We start from the raw sequence: 18,672 nt of genomic DNA, 5'->3' as shown, positions 1-18,672 counted from the left end.
CCTGCTTCATTTTCCAATGAAAAGATACAATCAGCAAATGAAATTAAACTTTGAACACCATCAGACTGCGCATTGCGAAAACGGTGTTGCTTCTAATCTACTGCTTAATAAAGGACTTAAACTAAGCGAACCCATGATCTTCGGGATCGGTTCCGGACTGTTTTTTGTCTACCTTCCTTTTTTAAAGGTGAATTTTGCTCCGGGCTTCAGCTATCGTCCGATGCCGGGTGCTATTTTCAGTAAAGCAGCCAAAAGATTAGGAATTAAAATCAAAAGAGAAAAATTCTCAAATCCTAAAGATGCTCAAAAAGCTCTTGAAAGAAATCTGGAACAAAATATCCCTACCGGACTTCAGGTAGGAGTTTTCAACCTTACTTATTTCCCTGAAGAATATAAATTCCACTTCAATGCCCACAACCTTGTGGTGTATGGAAAAGAAGATGGAAAATTCCTGATCAGTGATCCGGTAATGGACTATACAACATCCCTTTCCGAAGCAGAACTGGAAAAGGTAAGATATGCCAAAGGAGCACTTCCTCCGAAAGGACATATGTACTACCCTGTTTATGTTCCGGAAAATGTAAACCTTGAGGAAGCTATCAAAAAAGGGATCAAAGATACCTGTAAAAATATGCTGGCTCCTGTACCGCTTATCGGCGTAAAAGCCATGAGATGGGTCGCCAAAAGCATCCCGAAATGGGCAGAAAAGAAAGGAACAAAAGTCACCAATCACTATTTGGGACAATTGATCAGAATGCAGGAAGAAATTGGAACCGGAGGCGGAGGCTTCAGATTTATCTATGGCGCATTTCTTCAGGAAGCAGCTATCATTCTCAAAAATGATGAACTGAAGGAATTATCAAAAGAAATCACTTCTATTGGTGATCTTTGGAGAGATTTTGCCGTGGATATTGCCAGAGTATATAAAAACAGAAACTCAAAAAGCAATATCTATAACGAACTTTCAAAAACGATGCTGCACATTGCAGATCTGGAAGAAGCTTTCTATAAAAAACTGAGAAAAGCGATCTGATATGGCAGAAAATATGATTGAGATCAAAAACTTATATAAGAAATACAAAAATTCTGATGAGTTTTCTGTAAATGATATTTCCCTGAATATCAATAAAGATGAAATTTATGGAATTCTCGGACCTAATGGTGCTGGAAAAACAACATTGATTTCCATGCTTTCAGGGTTGATAAAACCTACCTCAGGAACTTTTACCATCAATGGTTTATCTCCACAGAAAGAAGGTTTTAAAATCAGACAGATCATCGGAATTGTACCTCAGGAATATGCTTTATATCCCACACTTACCGCAAAAGAAAATCTAATGTTTTTTGGAAGTCTGTACGGATTGAAGCACAGCCAGCTAAAAAAAGTAATTGATGAATCTTTGGAAATCATGGGTCTTTCAAAATTTGCCAACAAACAGGTAGGTCAGTTTTCTGGAGGAATGAAGCGCCGCTGTAACCTCATCGCAGGAACACTCCACAATCCTAAAGTTTTATTTCTGGATGAACCCACCGTTGGCGTAGATGTTCAATCTAAAAAAGCCATTATTGATTATCTCCTGGATTTAAATAAACAAGGTACCTGTATTATTTATACTTCCCATCACCTGTCAGAAGCTGAAGAATTCTGTACTAAAATTGCCATTATCGACCACGGAAAAATCCATGCAGTAGGAACACCTGAAGAATTGGTGAACAGAGTAGCAAGTGCCGAAAACCTTGAAGATGTTTTCATTTCATTAACCGGAAAAGAACTAAGAGATGTTGTTGTATAAACTGTGGAGAAGCTTTATTAAGGAAATTCTTCTGCTGAAAAGAGATATCGGAGGGATTGTCATCATCTTTGTGATGCCATTGCTTTTGATTGTCACCATTACCCTTATTCAGGATTCTACCTTTAAAAACCTTGAAGGATCAAAGATTCCTATCATTTTTATTGATCAGGATAAATCTGAAGTCTCAAAAAATATAAAAGCAGAGCTTGAAAACAGCAAAACATTCCAGTTGCTGACCAATTTCAATGAAAAATCTGCTCAGGATGCTGTTTTTTCCGGAGATTACCAGATGGCGATTGTCATTCCTGAAAACTTAACGAAAGATTTAAATTCTAATATTGATTCAAAAGTTCAGACCATTGTAAGTTCATTCGGACTGGAAGGAGACTCTGCAAAAGTAAAAACAGCAGCTCCAAAGGCGAAAGAAATTCATTTATACTTTGACCCTGCTACCAATGCCGGATTCAAGAACTCTGTGATGAATTCTGTGAATAAAATGGTTTTTGAAATTGAAAATAAAAAGATCTACAAAGCATTTCAGGATCAGCTGGGAACTACAGAAAATCTTGACGAAAATAAAAACCTGATCAGCTTTAAAGAGATCACTCCCAAGAAAGGAGAAATGGATGTTATGCCAAATTCTGTTCAGCACAACGTTCCTGCGTGGACTCTTTTTGCAATATTCTTTATTGTAGTTCCTTTATCTATCAACCTGGTGAAGGAAAAAAGTCAGGGAACAAGTGTAAGAGCGAGAATAAGCCCTACCCCCTATTTTGTTCATATTTTAGGAAAAACATTTACTTATCTTATTATCTGCATCATACAGTTTTTACTGATGGTGGCCGTAGGAATTTATCTTTTCCCTTATATGGATCTTCCGGCATTTGATGTATCCGGAAAAATGTTCCAGCTTGTTATTGTAACATTGTTTGCAGGATTAGCTGCTATCGGGTTCGGTGTTTTATTGGGAACAATTGCCGATACTCAGGAACAGTCGGCTCCGTTTGGGGCAACATCTGTAGTGGTTCTGGCAGCTATCGGAGGAATTTGGGTTCCTGTATTTTTAATGCCGGAATTCATGCAGACTGTCGCAAAATTCTCTCCTATGAACTGGGGACTGAATGCCTATTACGATATTATTTTAAGAAACAGTGGAATTGGAGGAATTGCTAAAGAACTGGTTTTTCTTTTCTTATTCTATATTGCTACCGTAGCTATTTCTATTTTTTACGAAAAAAAACAAAATGCAGTCTAAAGAAAATATATTAACCTGTACTGAAGTAGTCAGAGTACGATTCAATGAGACAGATCCATTGGGAATTGTCTGGCATGGACATTATATCGTGTATTTTGAAGACGGAAGAGAAGCTTTCGGTCGTCTGCACGGCCTTACCTATCTTGATATTCAAAATGCAGGATTTGTAACCCCCATCGTAAAAAGTACCTGTGAACATTTTCTTCCTTTAAAATATGGTGAAACATTCAGGATTGTAACTACTTTTATCAATTCTGTTTCTGCTAAACTAATCTACCGATATGAGCTCTTCAATCAGGAGGACCAATTGGTATGCAGTGGGGAAACCATCCAGGTATTTCTGGACAGTAACGGTAGCTTATGTCTGTACAATCCGGAGTTTTTTCAAAACTGGAAAGATAAAATGGGATTATCATGAGAAAGGAAATTTATATCACAGACTACAGTTGTGTAACTCCTTTAGGTTTCAATGTGGACACCAACTGGAAGGCACTTTTGGAAGGCCGATCAGGAGTTGATTTACATAAAATCATAGACAATCAGGATGCTTTGTATGCTTCCATGATTGATTCTGAAAAACTGAATGAAGAATTCAACAGATTCTTTACCCAGAAAGACATTCCTAATTTCACAAGACTGGAGAAAATGCTTCTTTTAAGTATAAAACCTCTTGTTGAACAACATACAATATCAGAAGATACGGCTTTTATCCTTTCAACAACAAAAGGAAATATCAGTCTGCTAAAAAATCAGTCTGAATTACCGGAAGGTGTTTATCTGTCGAAATTAGCAGGAAAAATTGCAGACTTTTTCGGATTCAAAACAAAACCCATCGTAGTTTCCAATGCCTGCGTTTCAGGAGTCATGGCAATTGCGGTGGCTAAGAATATGATCCAGGCAGGAAAATATAAAGACGCCTTTGTCATTGCCGGTGATGAGCTTTCTGAATTTGTTATTTCAGGATTCAATTCATTTCAGGCCATAGGATCGGGACCTTGCAAACCTTATGACAAAAACAGAGATGGAATCAATATTGGTGAAGCTGCAGCTACAGTTTATATAACGAGCAATCCCTCACAAAACGAAAAATTCAGGTTTAACGTTCTGGGAGATTCTGCCATAAATGATGCCAATCATATTTCCGGACCTTCAAGAACAGGTGACGGTTTATATGCCAGTATCAGAAATGCCATGGCTGAAGCCAATGTTTCCTCAGAACAGATTGATTTTATTTCTGCCCACGGAACAGCAACTTTATATAACGACGAAATGGAAGCCATTGCTTTCAACAGAATGGAACTTCAAAATATTCCTCTCAACAGTATGAAAGGATATTACGGACATTGTCTGGGTGCATCAGGTCTTCTTGAAAGCATTATTTCTATGGAAAGTGCTCTTCATAGTACTTTACTTCCATCAAAGAACTTTGAAGAAACAGGAGTAACCCAACCTTTGAATATCATCAGAGAAAACCAATCTGCAGAAATTAAATATATTCTGAAGACGGCTTCAGGTTTTGGCGGCTGTAATGCAGCTGTTGTGCTGGAAAAATGTTAAATTGAATTTGATGAAGAAAATAAATACCTGTACCATAGAATATTCAAAAATAACCGTTGACGGAAATCTTGTTTTTGAAAGTCAAAGCGAAACTTTTCAGGAATTTGCCAAGGAAGCTTATAAAAGTTTAGATCTCAGTTATCCTAAGTTTCATAAAATGGATCATCTGAGTAAACTGGCTTTTCTTTCCGCAGAAACGATTTTGAAAGACGAAGATCACAGCAGAACAGCAATCGTTTTTGCCAACAGATCATCCAGCCTTGATACGGATTTCAAATATCAGGAAAGCATCAATAATCAGGATAACTTCTATCCGAGTCCGGCAGTTTTTGTGTACACATTACCCAATATTTGTGTAGGCGAAATCAGCATTAAACATAAAATGCAGACAGAAAATGCTTTTTTTGTTTTGGATGAATTTGATGAAAATTTTTTAAACAATTATGCTGAACAGATTCTGCAGTCTGGTAAGGCCGACAAGGTATTATGCGGCTGGGTAGAATTGTATCAGGAAAATTATAAAGCTTTTGTATATTTGCTCACATTATAATTTAACAATGTACCAATCTGATAATGTACCAATGCTAAAGGTAATAACAACTATTGGTAAACTGGTACATTGATATATTGTTACATTAAAATAATATTTATGGAAAACTTAAAAACAGAATTGAAACACAAAATTATTGAAGTCCTTAACCTTGAAGATGTATCTGTAGAAGAAATCAAAGATACTGATCCATTATTCGGAGGAGGATTAGGATTAGATTCTATTGATGCTTTGGAACTTATTGTTCTTCTTGATAAAGACTATGGAATCAAATTAGCCGATCCTAAAAAAGGAAAAGAGATTTTCCAATCTATCGATACGATGGCTAAATTCATCGAGGATAACAGAACAAAATAAATTACTACAACAATCTAACAGTGTAACAATGTAGCAATTATTGGTAAATTGTTAGATTGATACATTGTTACAGTATTGAATACCATGAGTCAAAAAATTGCCATAACGGGAATGGGCATCATTTCCTCCATCGGAAACAATGTGGAGGAAAATTTTATTTCATTAGAAACCGGAAAACACGGAATTTCAGATATCGAAATGTTTGAAACACGCCATGCCGGAATTATTAAAACAGGTGAGATAAAATTATCCAATAAAGAACTTGTACAGAAACTTCAGCTTGATGAAGACAATAATGTAACCAGAACTTCTTTATTGGGAATGATTGCTGCAAAAGAAGCTGTAGAAAGTGCAGGTATTTCAGATATCAATGGTTACAAAACCGGGCTGATCTCTTCTACCAGTGTAGGAGGAATGGATATTACTGAAAAATATTTCTACTCTTACGAAGACTTCCCTGAAAAGCAAAAATATATTGACGCTCACGATGCCGGAAATTCTTCATTGGCAATTGCTGATTATTTAGGATTAAAAGGCATGGTTTCTACCATCAGTACAGCCTGCTCATCGGCAGCCAATGCGATTATGATGGGCGCTAAACTGATCAAAAACGGAGTTTTGGACCGTGTCATTGTCGGGGGAACAGATTCCCTTTCAAAGTTTACCTTAAATGGATTCAATACCCTGATGATTCTTACGGATTCCTATAATACTCCTTTTGACAACAACAGAAAAGGATTGAACCTTGGAGAAGCAGCCGCTTTCTTAGTTCTTGAATCTGAAGAGATTGTCAAAAAAGAAAACAAAAAAGTCCTGGCTTATCTTTCAGGATATGGAAATGCTAATGATGCGCACCATCAGACTGCCTCTTCAGAAAACGGACAAGGAGCATTTTTAGCCATGCAGCAAGCCCTGAAAATCTCCGGATTAGATAAAGAAAATATAGATTACATCAATGTTCACGGAACAGCAACTCCTAATAATGATTTATCAGAAGGAATTGCCATGATCAGAATCTTCGGTGAAAACCAGGTGCCTGAATTCAGTTCTACAAAAGCATTCACAGGACATACTTTGGCCGCAGCAGCAGGAATTGAAGCTGTATTTTCAATCTTAGCAATGCAAAACAGCCTTATTTTCCCCAACCTGAATTTCAAAACAAAAATGGAAGAGTTTGATCTCACTCCTGTTACTGAATTGAAGGAGAAAAGCATCAATCATGTGCTTTCCAATTCATTTGGATTTGGAGGAAACTGTTCAACTTTAATTTTCTCAAAATCATGAGTGCAGTATACATCAACAGTGCATCCTGTATCTCAGTTCAGGACACTTTAAACGAAAATATTCTACAGAACCTTACTCCCAGGAATTCTTCAAACATCATAAAAGCGATAGAACCCAATTATAAAGAGTTCATTCCGCCTGCGATGATCAGAAGAATGTCCAAAACAGTAAAAATGAGTTCCGTAGCATCAAATTATGCATTGAAGGAAGCCGGTATTGAACAACCGGATGCCATCATCGTAGGAACCGGAATGGGCTGCTCACAGGATTCTGAAAAGTTCCTGAAAAATGTGATTGATAATCATGAAGAGTTTCTTACGCCTACTTTTTTTATTCAGTCTACTCACAATACGGTAGCAGGACAGATTGCTCTGGGATTGCAATGTCATGCTTATAACTTTACCTATGTAAATACTTCTTCCTCACTGGAGTTTTCATTATTGGATGCTCAACTTCAGATCAATGACGGAGAAGCGGAAAATGTTCTGGTAGGTTCTACAGATGAACAGACCGACAGGACAATGGAATTGTACTGTTTGAATAATACCATCAAAAAAGAAACAGATCTTCCCGTTGACTACTTAAATTCCACTACCAGCGGAGTAATCTGGGGTGAAGGTGCCAGCTTCTTTGTTGTAGGAAAAAATAAGACTGAAAACTCTTACGCCAGGCTTAAGAATATCCAAATCAGCAATAAGGTGGAGTTGAATGAAGTAAAAGATTTCATCCAAAATTTCTTAGCTCAAAACAATCTTTCCCACAATGATATTGATGCGGTTATTTTAGGGTTCAGTGGAGATGCAAAGTCAGATATGTATTATACTAAAGCAATGGATCTTTTTCCGGATTCAGCACAGCTGTATTATAAACATCTGAGTGGTGAATTCAATACAGCCAGTGGTTTTTCAACGTTCATAGCCTGTCATATCCTTAAGGAACAGCAGATCCCGGAAATTATGATGATCAACACTGAGAAAAAAGAAAGTGTGAAGAATATACTTATTTACAATCATCTGGGAGGTGATGATCACAGTTTGGTATTACTGGAAAAGGCATAATTGTTGAAATTGAAAATTATGCGGTCTATTTGTCATTCAGAGCACAGACCAAAGGTCTGCGAACAAGGTTCTGAAGTGGAGCGTGGAATCTAGATTAGTTTAGACTCCTACGAAGTGACAAAGTACAACAGAGGTTTCCAATTAATCAACAATAAAAAACAGTCAGCAATGAAACACTATCCATTCATCCTCTTCTATCTTTTCTGTAACGTTTTTATTTACGCGTTTCACGGAAGCTTTTGGGTGTATCTGTTTTGTTTTTTTGCTTTTTCTGCAATTGTAGTTTGGGGTTCTTTTGATATTGAACTGGGATATTTTGTCAACAGCCTTACCCATAAACGCACAAGAATTAAAGAAGTAGCCCTTACTTTTGATGATGGGCCTACCGAGTTTACCCCGAAATTTTTAGACTTACTTAAGGAACATCAGGTAAAAGCCACCTTTTTCTGTATCGGGAAACAGATCGAAAAATATCCGGAAACGTTTCAGAGAATTATTGCTGAAGGCCATACTATCGGAAATCATACCTTAACACATTCCAATTCTACAGGATTTTTATCGACTTCAAAAATGATTGAGGAAATTGAAAAATGTGATGCAATCATCAAGAATGTTGGAAATATCAGCACCCATCTCTACAGACCACCTTTCGGAGTGACGAATCCCAATATTGCGAAAGCGATTAAAAGAACACATAAAAAAAGTATCGGATGGAATGTCCGCTCCTTAGATACCATCATTGATGATGAAAAGAAAATCTATACCAGAGTTACCAAAGACTTGAAAAAAGGGAGCATTATCCTGCTTCATGATACTTCGGAAAACACTTATCGTGTTCTGATAGATTTATTAGTATTTTTGAAGGACAAAAAATATTCAACCTTTACAGTTGATACAGTTATAAATTCAAATAGAAATGATTAAAAATATTGCTTTCGGAGCATTCTTACTGGTTTCAGGTTTCTTTTTTGCACAAAACACGGCAATGTCAGGAGCTGAAGCCAAAGCATTTGTATCGAAGGTTTCTTCAGAGACCAAAGAGATCAAAACATTACAAAGTGATTTTACCCAGACCAAAAAAATGGATTTTCTGGATAAAAGCATTGTTACCTATGGAAAAATGTCATTACAGACTCCCAATATGCTGAGCTGGAAGTATACTAAACCTTATCAGTACAGTATTGTTTTTAAAAGCAATAAGATCTACATCAATGATCAGGGGAAAAAATCTTCTGTAGATGCCAAGAGTAAAACATTTGAAAAAATCAATAAACTGATTGTAGGAAGTTCAAACGGAACCATGTTCAATGATCCTGAATTTACGGTAACGTACTTCAAGAACGGAAATTATAATGTGGCCAAGTTTATTCCCAAAACATCCCAACTGTTGAAATACATCAAACAGATTGAGCTGTATTTCCCTAAGAACCAGTCGACGGTTTCTCAGGTAAATATGACTGAAGCTTCCGGAGATACTACGAATATTGTTTTCAAAAATACCAAGGTCAATGCTTCAATTCCTGCGTCAGAGTTTACTCTATAGCCTAATTCTCATTCTGGCAGTTTCCTGTAAAACCTACAAGTTAACAGAAGCAAAACCTGTTTCCTCTTCTGAAAAGATGGTTGAGAATTTATACTTTTCTTCAGGCGAAGATTATGTATACAAATGCCAGATGGATATTTATAAAAACCATGTAAGCGGGATTCTGATCATCAAAAAACTGAATGAAACGACCCATCGTGTTGCTTTAACATCAGATTTCGGAAACAAACTGATTGATTTTGAGGTTTCTGAGAATAATTTCAAGTTGAATTATGTACTTTCTGACCTGGATAAAAAAATTGTCATTAATTTCCTGAAAAACGACTTTCAGCAGCTTCTTAAAAAACAATATCCGGTAAGCGAAAGTTTTGAGAATGAAAATGCGAAAATCTATCTTTCAAAAATTGAGAATAAAAGCTATTACTTATTCTTCAGTAAAAACAATTTATTGAAACAGATCATTTACACGAAAAATAACAAGGAAAAAATCGATTTTACTTTTGATGCAAAAAAGCATATCTTCGCGGATAGCTTAAATCTACAGCACAAAGACTTTAAGATCAATATAAAACTAGTTCAAATAACCGAAACAGAATAAGTTCCAACAGGAAAAATTGTACAATATTTGAGCTCTTTTTCAGACCGGACTGTATTGTACATTTAATCTTAAAAAATAAGATCATGCAAACCATTCTTACAGACTTTTACACATTAACATCATACGATAAAACAGAAGACGGAAAGTTTACTGCTCATATCAACCTTAATAAAGACCACGAGATTTTTAAAGGACATTTTCCTGGGAATCCGGTAACACCCGGTGTTTGTATGATGCAGATCATTAAAGAGCTGACAGAAGAATTTACAGGTTCAAAATTATTCCTTAAAACAGCTTCGAATGTAAAATTTATGGCAATTATCAATCCATTTGAAACACCTGATTTGGTTCTTCAACTTGATATTGCTGAAAATGGAGAAGACGTTAAAGTAAAAAACGCAACTTCTTTTGGCGAGACTATTGCATTGAAATTGTCTGTAAGCTATAAAAAAATACCATCATGAAACTAATCTTATCATTCTTAGTGGCATTTGTTCTTTTCTTTCAGTCGGATCTTGAAACATTGAGAAACAGCTATGCTAAAGCCAATGAATCTAATGGCAATACCCAAAACTTCATTGAAACTGCGGATAAACAATCCGGTTCAGATGCAGTCACTGTAGGCTATAAGGCAGCAGCGAAGATTATGGAGGCAAAAATTGCTAAAAGTAACAGAAAATCACTGGTAAAAACAGGAGCAACAAGTCTTGAAAGCGTTATCAAAAGTAATCCTAATAATGCAGAATTACGTCTGATCAGATTAAGCGTTCAGGAAAATATTCCGAAAATTGTAGGCTACCGTGGAAGCCTAAAGGATGATAAAGCTTTCCTGCTGAATAATTACAGCAAACAGAATACAGCATTAAAAGGCTATATAAAAAGGTTTGCAATGCAATCTAAAACCATTACAGAGGCGGAAAGAGCCACTTTAAAATAAAAAAATGTCCCTTGCTGAAGTTCAAAATGCAATTTCTGAAAAGAAGATATGCATTTTAATACCTACCTACAATAATGAAAAGACTCTGAACAGGGTTATTGACGGTGTTCTCAACTACACCGGAAGTATTATTGTGGTCAATGACGGTTCTACAGATTCTACCCCTCATATCCTTGCCCAATATCCTCAGATTACGGTAATCTCTTTACCGCAAAATAAAGGAAAAGGAAATGCCCTTAAAACAGGTTTTAGAGCGGCAAAAAAATCAGGGTATGATTATGCCATCACCATTGATTCGGACGGACAGCATTATCCGGATGATATTCCAGTATTCGTAGAGGCGCTTCTTCAGGAAAAGGAAGAAGTTCTTCTGATTGGAAACAGAAATATGTCTCAGGATGGTATTCCCAAGAAAAGCAGTTTCGGAAACCGTTTTTCCAACTTCTGGTTCTGGTTTGAAACCGGTATAAAGCTGGAAGATACCCAATCCGGATACAGACTTTATCCTTTGCATAGAATTCCAAAGAAATATTTTACACCCAAGTTTGAATTTGAAATCGAAATCATTGTAAGAACTGCCTGGAGACATGTTCCGGTAAAAAATGTACCGATCAGGGTTTTATATGATCCGGCAGAACGGGTTTCCCATTTCAGGCCTTTCAAGGATTTTACGAGAATCAGTATTCTGAATACGATTTTGGTGACGATTACCCTGCTTTATATTATTCCGAGAAATTTCGTGAATAATTTCAAAAAAAAAAGCTTTAAAAGATTCATACAGGAAGATGTCTTAGAAAGTGACGGGAGCAACCGTACAAAAGCATTTTCTATAGCGCTGGGAGTTTTTATAGGACTTTCTCCTTTTTGGGGATTTCAGACGCTTCTGGTCATCAGTCTATCTGTACTCTTTAAACTCAATAAAGTACTTGCATTTGTAGCTTCCAATGTAAGTCTTCCCCCTTTTATTCCTTTTATCATTGCCGCTTCTCTGTTTTTAGGAGCACCATTTGTAAGTGGTGACAGTGATATTTTAAGCCAGGATTTAAACTTTGAACTGATCAAAAACAATCTTCTGCAATACGTTATCGGCAGTTTCATCTTAAGTACTACCCTTTCTGCCCTTACAGGGATAGCCTCTTTTCTGTTCCTGAATAAAGTAAGCCCGGAAAACAACTAAAAAAGCCCGGAACAATGTTCCAGGCTCATCACAATTAGTTATTATTATTTCCTATTTTGAAACGATAATCTTTTGAGAATAGTCAATAGAGTCATTGCTAACTTTCACAATATAAGCACCATTGATCAGTTTTTCTGCACTGATGGTATTTTGCTTATTAAGGTTGATGCTTTCTTTAGAAATCAGTTTTCCTGTAAAATCAAAGATAGAAACGGTTGTAATTCCTGACAGATTAACATCTGACGGTGTTTTTATCGTGAATTCATTTCTTACAGGATTTGGATAGATGGATATTCCTTTAGAATTATTAATTTCTTTTACCGCCAATGCAGCACATTCTGCAGGAACAGTAAAGTCTTCCACCTGATCGCTCATTTCCGGTAAAGGCTGATTAGCACCCATTGCTAAACCATTAAGAGCTCCTGCAGATGCATTAACCCCTAACCCTCTTTTAGCGAATACATTCCAAATCATACATTTATCTACCCCATTTGTTTTTGCCATTTCTGCAGCAAGGATCGCATTTCTTCCCTGAATGAAAGTTGGGTTACATTGCTGTAATTTAAGAGCATCTACTACCAACTGAAGTACTCGTGCACTTCCACTGTTCGCATCTGCAAGAACGTTGCTGTTGTATCCGTATTTTTCTACATATTTCCAGTTAAGATCCCAAAGCATAGAAGCCCAGATAAATCCGATACTGTGAACATCCGGCACTGTAACCGCTATTCCTGAAATAGTGGTACTTATTTTCATCCCGTTGGTACGGCCATAAGTATAATCATTGATGGCAAAGTCAGGTGAATATTTTGCAGGTCTTATTCCTCCACCGGTAGTAGTCTGTCCTGAAACAAAAGTTCCTACACCTCTGGCCATAGAAGAAGTATCTCCTGGTCTGGTTGTCATCATCAAAGCGAAGAAGTCTGACCATCCTTCACCCATCTGCTCATTAGACGAAATAAAAGACAAACAAGAACTTCCTGTTCCGGTAAGACGATTGGAAATACCATGACCATACTCGTGGCTGATTACTCCGTTATCTAAACTTGCATCTTTGTAAACGGCATCTGTTTTCAATGTAGCATTACCAACAGTTCCGTTAGTTAAGTCATTCACCAGGAACTGACCTTCTGACATACCCACCATAATGGTAGGAATTGTAATGGAAGCATCCGTTCCTCCCATTCCTACAGGAGTATTACTTGACGGGTGGTATTGTATAACTCCTACTGCCCCTGCATTCTGTAAATTCTTAGTTTTAACAGCAAAACCACATCCTGCAGCATTTACTACTGCTATTTTTCCTACAAGGCTTCCGGCAGTCACTGCAGTACACGCGTCTGCAGGTGTAGAAAGAGCAAGATCTCCTGTTACAGGTGGATTCCCCATAATTTGAGGTCCAAAATTCGCGGTAGTAGCAATAGGTGCTCTGGCCGTATAAGTGGATGGTGAATTATAATAAAGATATCTTACATTTCCACTCGGTGAAAAAAGGAACATTTGCATTCTTCCGCTTGTTCCATCAGTACCAGGGCTAAAGTTGGCATTATTAAGACCACTACCATCTCTGGATTCCGCAAGAACAGGATCATTACCTACTCCTCCGTTTCCAAAATTGTTTACCTGATAATTCCTTGCAGATTCTGTAAATCCGAATTTATAAAATACATCGTGCGTTTTATTTGCATTGTAGAATAAATTCGTTACTGCTGCCGAAGTATATGTTGTGTGACTGGCTGCTATGTCTAAAGGAAAATCAAATACTCTGTTTACGCCTCCATCTGGAGAAAATTGTGGCGTATTGAGATTACTCTCATCCGTATAGGCAAATGTGTTGTTCCCCCTTGTTATGGTATAATGATTAGTTCCGTCAGAATGCCATCCTTCAGGTGATGCTGTCAGATCCCATGGGTTGGTAAGCAATGTCCTTGCTCCAAACGTAGGCGCTTCTGTAGGGAATGCAAACACGTTGTAAGAAGCGTTATCAGGCACTAATACAAAATTTGCAGGGTTCTGCAGATTTGCAGCTGCTATATTTTCAGGTAAATAGGTTTGAATATTATGTTCTGATGAACTGTGGTGATCATAGGCTTCATCGTGAAAATTACATGATAAAGTTGTATTTTCCTGGTATAAAATGCTGCTGTCATCAGTACTGACAATGGTATTCCATACATTACCGGTTCCTTTTTCTTCAATATAGAACTGGTAGCTCAGAATCAGCTCTCCATTTTTGGCAAAATAAACTGTATTGACACGGATAGGTTCTTCTTTTCCGTCAACGTTTTTAACAGTAGGCATACCGTTCAGCTTTTTAACGGTTTCTGCTACTAATGATTCTTTTTTCCCTTTTTCTTTTCCTTTAATCGCAGAAGGAGAATTCTTGATGAAAGTATCTGCAAAGCTTAAAACCTTTCCCTCTCTGATCAAAACATTGGCAGAGCTTCCAAAAACAGGAATACCATTAACCGTTTGCTGTATCCCTACAACATCTCCATTTAAGCTTTTTGAAGGATCTACATTAATGATTTTAAATGCTTTAAGCTCCGGATTAACTCTCTGGAACGATCCCTGAGCAGAATTAACATAGTCCTTGATGGTTTGTTCATATTGCTGGGCAGATACTACACCCGCACCAAAAATTGAACAAAACAACAATAGCTTAACACTTAGTCGAATTTTTTTCATTTAGATTACTTTTAACAAATATTAATACGTTAGATTTAACAGTTAGTAGAAAAACAATCTAAATTGTTACAAAATCACATATTATTTATTTAAAAAAATAATTCAAGTCAGAAAATTGTATTATTTACTATTAATCACTCAAAAAAGGCTATAGATCTTTAAACCCATTCATCTATCTTTTCTTATGCTTCATAATGTTTTGAAGGGAATAAGTTTTTTCATGTTAGTTATCTGTAAACCACATCAGAGAATGATAATGGAGTCATCATAATGGTAGCAAATATGGCAATAATGACCAGAGCCAGCTGGGTAATATGGTATATTTTTTCTCTTTCGTCATCATTGATTTCAAACGTAAATTTTATCTTATCCGGTCTTCTGATAATCAACCAGATAAAGAGAAGAATAACCAAATTCATGAGGATTGGCATGATAAGAAATATTTTGCTTCCATCGATGTCTTTCATATTTCCGTAGCCGTGAATAGGGATGGTGTCCGGGATTGAACTGTATACCGTAAACAAATACACGGAATGGCAGACGATGATAATAAAAGGAATGCAGAACAGCAGTTTTATATATTTGGGGATCATTTCAGTTTCTTTAAAGTTTTCTTAAGGTACTTTTCAACATTTTTTCTGTCAGGAACTGTGGTAATTTCTTTCGTTAAAGCTTTTTCAAATTCAGTTTTTGCCTTTGAATATTCTTTTTTGTTAAAATAATATTTCCCTGACTGATAATACACCTGCCAAAAATCGGGGTTCATAGACTGATAATAAGGAATAAGATCATCTGTCAACAATATATCTTTATTTTCTGCGGCCTCATTGATTTCTTTAGCCAGCATTTTAGATTGTTCATAGTGCGCAAACTCTTCAGAATCGGCAAACGGATCCCTTGCAATATTCAATTTTGTTTTTGCCTGCAGACTTTGGGATAATGGTTTGTAAGAAAAAATTTCATTCAGATCATAACATACAAATTCTCCTAACTGGTAAGGATTTGAAGAAACCCAGACCAACTTTTTCTGAGGCGAAAATATAACCGCATGGTGAGCTAAAAGTTGGTTGAGTGCTTTTTCATTACCATAGCCTATGTTTTCATCTTTTAAGCCGGATCTGTTTCTTAAAATGGAAGCCATCTTTTCCGGGGTCATCTTTTTTTCTTCCTGTAAAAGCTCCTGAAGTCTTTCATAACGGTATTCGGAATGGCTTTCTTCAATATGTTTCTGATTTCTTTTGTCCTCTTTATAGGCTTCAGACTGGAAATGATTGGTACAAAGAACCCTGCTGGTATTCTGTACTCTGTATACACCGAGGTTTTTAGGCGAAACTTCAATGATTACCGCATTTTTGTCTGCTGCACTTCCCACAAGAATAGATTCAGAAACGAAAACTTTTCTTTTTTTAGCAATAGCAATCGCTTCATCAATATTTTTAGCATACTGCAGAATTTCTCTTGTAACAAGGGAAATAGGAGTCTTTGCCGTCAAAGGAATTTTTGATTTCCCGGCATTAATCGTGACTGTAATTCCTTCTTTATTCATTCCGGAAACCACACCAATCATTCCCGGCCAGCTTACAGACATGTAAGGAATTCCTTCCTCTGGCTGAACAAATTCTACCAGTTTATTTTTTGCAAAGTCGTCCCCCACATAAAAGTCGAAATTTCTTCCGATCAGCAGGTCTCCATCTTCGGTATTTTCGTTCCATACGGCAAGAGATGTACAGCCTACCATTGCAAGATCCTGCATGGCATGCCCGATATCATGAGCACCGTGCAGGTAAAGGTTCCTTAAATATTTAGGGGCAATAAAATCATACTGATCAGATGAATATTGTGCTAAACCATATAATTCTGCCTGATAATCTTCTCTTACATTGAGATACATTTTTCTGTTGTACCATTTTAAAAAACCTCTTAACAGCCTTTGTCTGAATTTTGAGGGCACAAACCCTTCAACTTTTGCAAAGAAGATACTTTCCTGCTTCTGCATTAAGCTTTGAGTTAATGCTCCGTTATTATATCCCAGCTGTATAGGATTTCCTTTAATATAAAGTTCCCAGAGCTGCTGTTTATTTTTGGTAAGATAATTTTGATTATAGCTGAAAGTACTGTCGTTGATTCTGGTAACCTTCGGAACTTCCAGCGCATATTGTTTTACATCTGGAATATGCCGGATAGATTTTGATATTCCACAGGCCGTGAGGAAAAAACAAAAAGTAAGGTAAAGAAAAGCTCTTTTATGGGATCTATAAATGGTTTTAGTTTTTTTCACTTTAGTTTTTATTAATTATTTGCGTCAACCTCATGTCAATCGTTTCTTTTCCAAGAATTTCTGCACAGGTATTAAAAGCTCCGATGGTAACTCCTAAAATCCCATGCATATTAACGGATTGTCCGGTAAGAAACAGGTTGTCGATTTTGGTACGGGGAGAAACCATTGTTTTAAGAGGATTCTCCGAGCTTTTCATGTATCCGTACATATTTCCTTCAAAATTCCCGATATAGTCCCGGTAAGACAAGGGAGAAGATGTATATATTGTTTTAATGGCATGCCTTAGGCCGGGAATTTTCTTTTCCAGAGCATCAAGCATTTTCTCTGTCTTTTCGAGTTTAAACCTTTCATAAGCTGCTCCTCTTTCATGCTCATCTGCTACCGTGTTGAAGGTATTTTCCCATTCTTTAACCTCATCAAAATCCATATAAGAAATAGCGGTAAGGCTTTCTGCAAATTCAGGATGATGTTTTGAAGGGGTGGATGAAAGCATATACGTTTCCGGCCATGCTTCTTTCCTGTAGCGGAATGCATTCCAGACCTGCTCTTCGGATGAATAGTGATATCTGTTGTAATTAAAGTTGGGAAGGTTGTGAGGTTTTAAAACCAGATAAATACTAAAGCATGATGAAACCGGTTTCCAGCTTAAAACTCTGTTCAGAAAAGACTTCTTCAATCTCTCTTCTCCAATCAGTTTAATGGTGGAACGGATTTCTATATTGGAAATAAATTGTTTCGCAGTGTATTCTTTTCCTGTTTTTGTTTTTACAGAGGTCAGTCTGTTATTCTCATTAAAAACAAATTCAGAAACTTCTGAATACTTATGTACTTCTGCTCCGTATTCTCTAAGCTTTCTGATCAAAAGTTTAGAGATCTGGCTTCCTCCTTTTACACATTTGTAAGCACTTTGAATATAAGAATTTACCGTTAAAGCATGCACATAAAAAGGTACGGTTTCAGAATCTCCGGCATATAAAAAGTTGGAACCCAGCAAAACCGACTGAAGTTTTTTGTTCTGGGTAACGGATTCAATGAATCTTTTGGTATTGAGATGCAGGATTTCCTCATTATAACTGTCTTTTCCTACCACATGATATCTGGGAAACTGGCTGCATACATACTGGATTTCTTCACAGTAGGTTTCAAGATTTTCTTTTTCTTCAGGAAAATATCTGGAAAGCTGTTCTACAAAATTCTGATATCCTTGAGCATGGGGATATTCTATTTCATCTTCTCCAAAGCTGATCCTGTCGTAGCCATCTTCATCCATCAGCTGAAGCTCAAGATCATCCATGATTTCAAGATAGGAAAAGAACTGGTTCAGATTCTGTCCTTTGCCCAATCCTCCAAGATAATGAACTCCCGTATCAAAAATAAGTTTGTCCCTTGCAAAGGTCTGAAGGTTTCCTCCATATTGGTTATTCTTTTCCAGAACACATACTTTCAGGCCTTCTTTCGCCAAAATAAGAGCTGAAACAAGACCTCCCAATCCGCTTCCGATTACAAGTATGTCGTATGCTTTCTTCAAAAGAAAATGTGCTTTTAATAATTAAGAAACAGGGAATTTAAGATATTTAAAGATTGCTTTGGTAAAGTA

The 18,672-nt window shown here is 36.8% G+C and carries 19 protein-coding genes; 15 read left to right on the top strand and 4 right to left on the bottom strand.

What is annotated here, in order from left to right:
- The first annotated feature begins 37 nt into the window (after nucleotides 1-37).
- From JOE44_RS18935 to JOE44_RS18865, 15 genes are all read left to right on the top strand, one after another.
- Nucleotides 38-1,033 carry a BtrH N-terminal domain-containing protein gene (locus tag JOE44_RS18935; protein WP_209786785.1) on the top strand — a complete coding sequence of 332 codons (996 nt, stop codon included), beginning with the start codon at nucleotides 38-40 and terminating at the stop codon, nucleotides 1,031-1,033.
- 1 nt (nucleotide 1,034) lies between these two features.
- The gene (locus JOE44_RS18930; protein ID WP_105684192.1) at nucleotides 1,035-1,793 is read left to right on the top strand and encodes an ABC transporter ATP-binding protein; all 759 of its coding nucleotides are present in this window, start codon (nucleotides 1,035-1,037) and stop codon (nucleotides 1,791-1,793) included.
- Nucleotides 1,780-3,048 (top strand): ABC transporter permease, encoded by a 1,269-nt coding sequence (locus JOE44_RS18925; RefSeq protein ID WP_209786784.1) that lies wholly within the window; start codon nucleotides 1,780-1,782, stop codon nucleotides 3,046-3,048. Before JOE44_RS18930 ends, JOE44_RS18925 begins: the two co-directional genes overlap by 14 nt.
- Nucleotides 3,038-3,466: an acyl-CoA thioesterase gene (locus JOE44_RS18920; protein WP_209786783.1), complete on the top strand. Its 429-nt coding sequence runs from the start codon at nucleotides 3,038-3,040 to the stop codon at nucleotides 3,464-3,466. The genes JOE44_RS18925 and JOE44_RS18920 overlap by 11 nt, the downstream gene beginning before the upstream one ends.
- Nucleotides 3,463-4,605 carry a beta-ketoacyl synthase N-terminal-like domain-containing protein gene (locus tag JOE44_RS18915; RefSeq protein WP_209786782.1) on the top strand — a complete coding sequence of 381 codons (1,143 nt, stop codon included), beginning with the start codon at nucleotides 3,463-3,465 and terminating at the stop codon, nucleotides 4,603-4,605. Before JOE44_RS18920 ends, JOE44_RS18915 begins: the two co-directional genes overlap by 4 nt.
- 10 nt (nucleotides 4,606-4,615) lie before the next feature.
- Nucleotides 4,616-5,155 carry a 3-oxoacyl-ACP synthase gene (locus JOE44_RS18910; protein WP_209786781.1) on the top strand — a complete coding sequence of 180 codons (540 nt, stop codon included), beginning with the start codon at nucleotides 4,616-4,618 and terminating at the stop codon, nucleotides 5,153-5,155.
- Nucleotides 5,156-5,254: 99 nt separating this feature from the next.
- Nucleotides 5,255-5,512, top strand: coding sequence for a phosphopantetheine-binding protein (locus JOE44_RS18905; RefSeq protein ID WP_034692439.1), 258 nt, complete (start codon nucleotides 5,255-5,257; stop codon nucleotides 5,510-5,512).
- A gap of 84 nt (nucleotides 5,513-5,596) precedes the next feature.
- Entirely contained in the window at nucleotides 5,597-6,796 is a 1,200-nt protein-coding gene (locus JOE44_RS18900; RefSeq protein ID WP_209786780.1) for a beta-ketoacyl-[acyl-carrier-protein] synthase family protein, read from the top strand.
- A complete protein-coding gene (locus tag JOE44_RS18895; RefSeq protein WP_209786779.1) occupies nucleotides 6,793-7,854 on the top strand; it encodes a beta-ketoacyl synthase N-terminal-like domain-containing protein in 1,062 nt (353 codons plus the stop codon). Before JOE44_RS18900 ends, JOE44_RS18895 begins: the two co-directional genes overlap by 4 nt.
- A 168-nt stretch (nucleotides 7,855-8,022) precedes the next feature.
- Nucleotides 8,023-8,778 (top strand): polysaccharide deacetylase family protein, encoded by a 756-nt coding sequence (locus JOE44_RS18890; protein ID WP_209786778.1) that lies wholly within the window; start codon nucleotides 8,023-8,025, stop codon nucleotides 8,776-8,778.
- Complete coding sequence (locus JOE44_RS18885; protein ID WP_105684185.1) at nucleotides 8,771-9,397, top strand: outer membrane lipoprotein carrier protein LolA; 627 nt, start codon at nucleotides 8,771-8,773, stop codon at nucleotides 9,395-9,397. Before JOE44_RS18890 ends, JOE44_RS18885 begins: the two co-directional genes overlap by 8 nt.
- Nucleotides 9,363-9,995, top strand: coding sequence for a hypothetical protein (locus JOE44_RS18880; RefSeq protein WP_209786777.1), 633 nt, complete (start codon nucleotides 9,363-9,365; stop codon nucleotides 9,993-9,995). Before JOE44_RS18885 ends, JOE44_RS18880 begins: the two co-directional genes overlap by 35 nt.
- Before the next feature lie 83 nt (nucleotides 9,996-10,078).
- Nucleotides 10,079-10,459, top strand: coding sequence for a 3-hydroxyacyl-ACP dehydratase (locus JOE44_RS18875; protein WP_209786776.1), 381 nt, complete (start codon nucleotides 10,079-10,081; stop codon nucleotides 10,457-10,459).
- The gene (locus JOE44_RS18870) at nucleotides 10,456-10,932 is read left to right on the top strand and encodes a hypothetical protein (RefSeq protein WP_209786775.1); all 477 of its coding nucleotides are present in this window, start codon (nucleotides 10,456-10,458) and stop codon (nucleotides 10,930-10,932) included. Before JOE44_RS18875 ends, JOE44_RS18870 begins: the two co-directional genes overlap by 4 nt.
- Nucleotides 10,933-10,936: 4 nt before the next feature.
- Nucleotides 10,937-12,109: a DUF2062 domain-containing protein gene (locus tag JOE44_RS18865; protein ID WP_209786774.1), complete on the top strand. Its 1,173-nt coding sequence runs from the start codon at nucleotides 10,937-10,939 to the stop codon at nucleotides 12,107-12,109.
- A gap of 51 nt (nucleotides 12,110-12,160) precedes the next feature.
- On the opposite strand, the gene JOE44_RS18860 is transcribed toward JOE44_RS18865, so the two are convergent.
- The 4 genes from JOE44_RS18860 to JOE44_RS18845 form a co-directional block, all read right to left on the bottom strand.
- Complete coding sequence (locus JOE44_RS18860) at nucleotides 12,161-14,797, bottom strand: T9SS-dependent M36 family metallopeptidase (RefSeq protein WP_209786773.1); 2,637 nt, start codon at nucleotides 14,795-14,797, stop codon at nucleotides 12,161-12,163.
- A 227-nt stretch (nucleotides 14,798-15,024) separates the two neighbouring features.
- Nucleotides 15,025-15,390, bottom strand: coding sequence for a hypothetical protein (locus JOE44_RS18855; protein ID WP_209786772.1), 366 nt, complete (start codon nucleotides 15,388-15,390; stop codon nucleotides 15,025-15,027).
- Nucleotides 15,387-17,057, bottom strand: coding sequence for a C45 family peptidase (locus tag JOE44_RS18850; protein WP_348635075.1), 1,671 nt, complete (start codon nucleotides 17,055-17,057; stop codon nucleotides 15,387-15,389). The genes JOE44_RS18855 and JOE44_RS18850 overlap by 4 nt, the downstream gene beginning before the upstream one ends.
- 19 nt (nucleotides 17,058-17,076) lie before the next feature.
- Nucleotides 17,077-18,603 carry an NAD(P)/FAD-dependent oxidoreductase gene (locus JOE44_RS18845; RefSeq protein ID WP_209786770.1) on the bottom strand — a complete coding sequence of 509 codons (1,527 nt, stop codon included), beginning with the start codon at nucleotides 18,601-18,603 and terminating at the stop codon, nucleotides 17,077-17,079.
- Nucleotides 18,604-18,672: the final 69 nt, after the last annotated feature.

Origin of the sequence: Chryseobacterium sp. PvR013, from assembly GCF_017833095.1 — a bacterium.
Taxonomy (GTDB): Bacteria; Bacteroidota; Bacteroidia; order Flavobacteriales; family Weeksellaceae; genus Chryseobacterium; species Chryseobacterium culicis_A.
The sequence above is the reverse complement of the archived record's forward strand: the minus strand, read 5'-3'. Positions and strand labels throughout refer to the sequence as shown.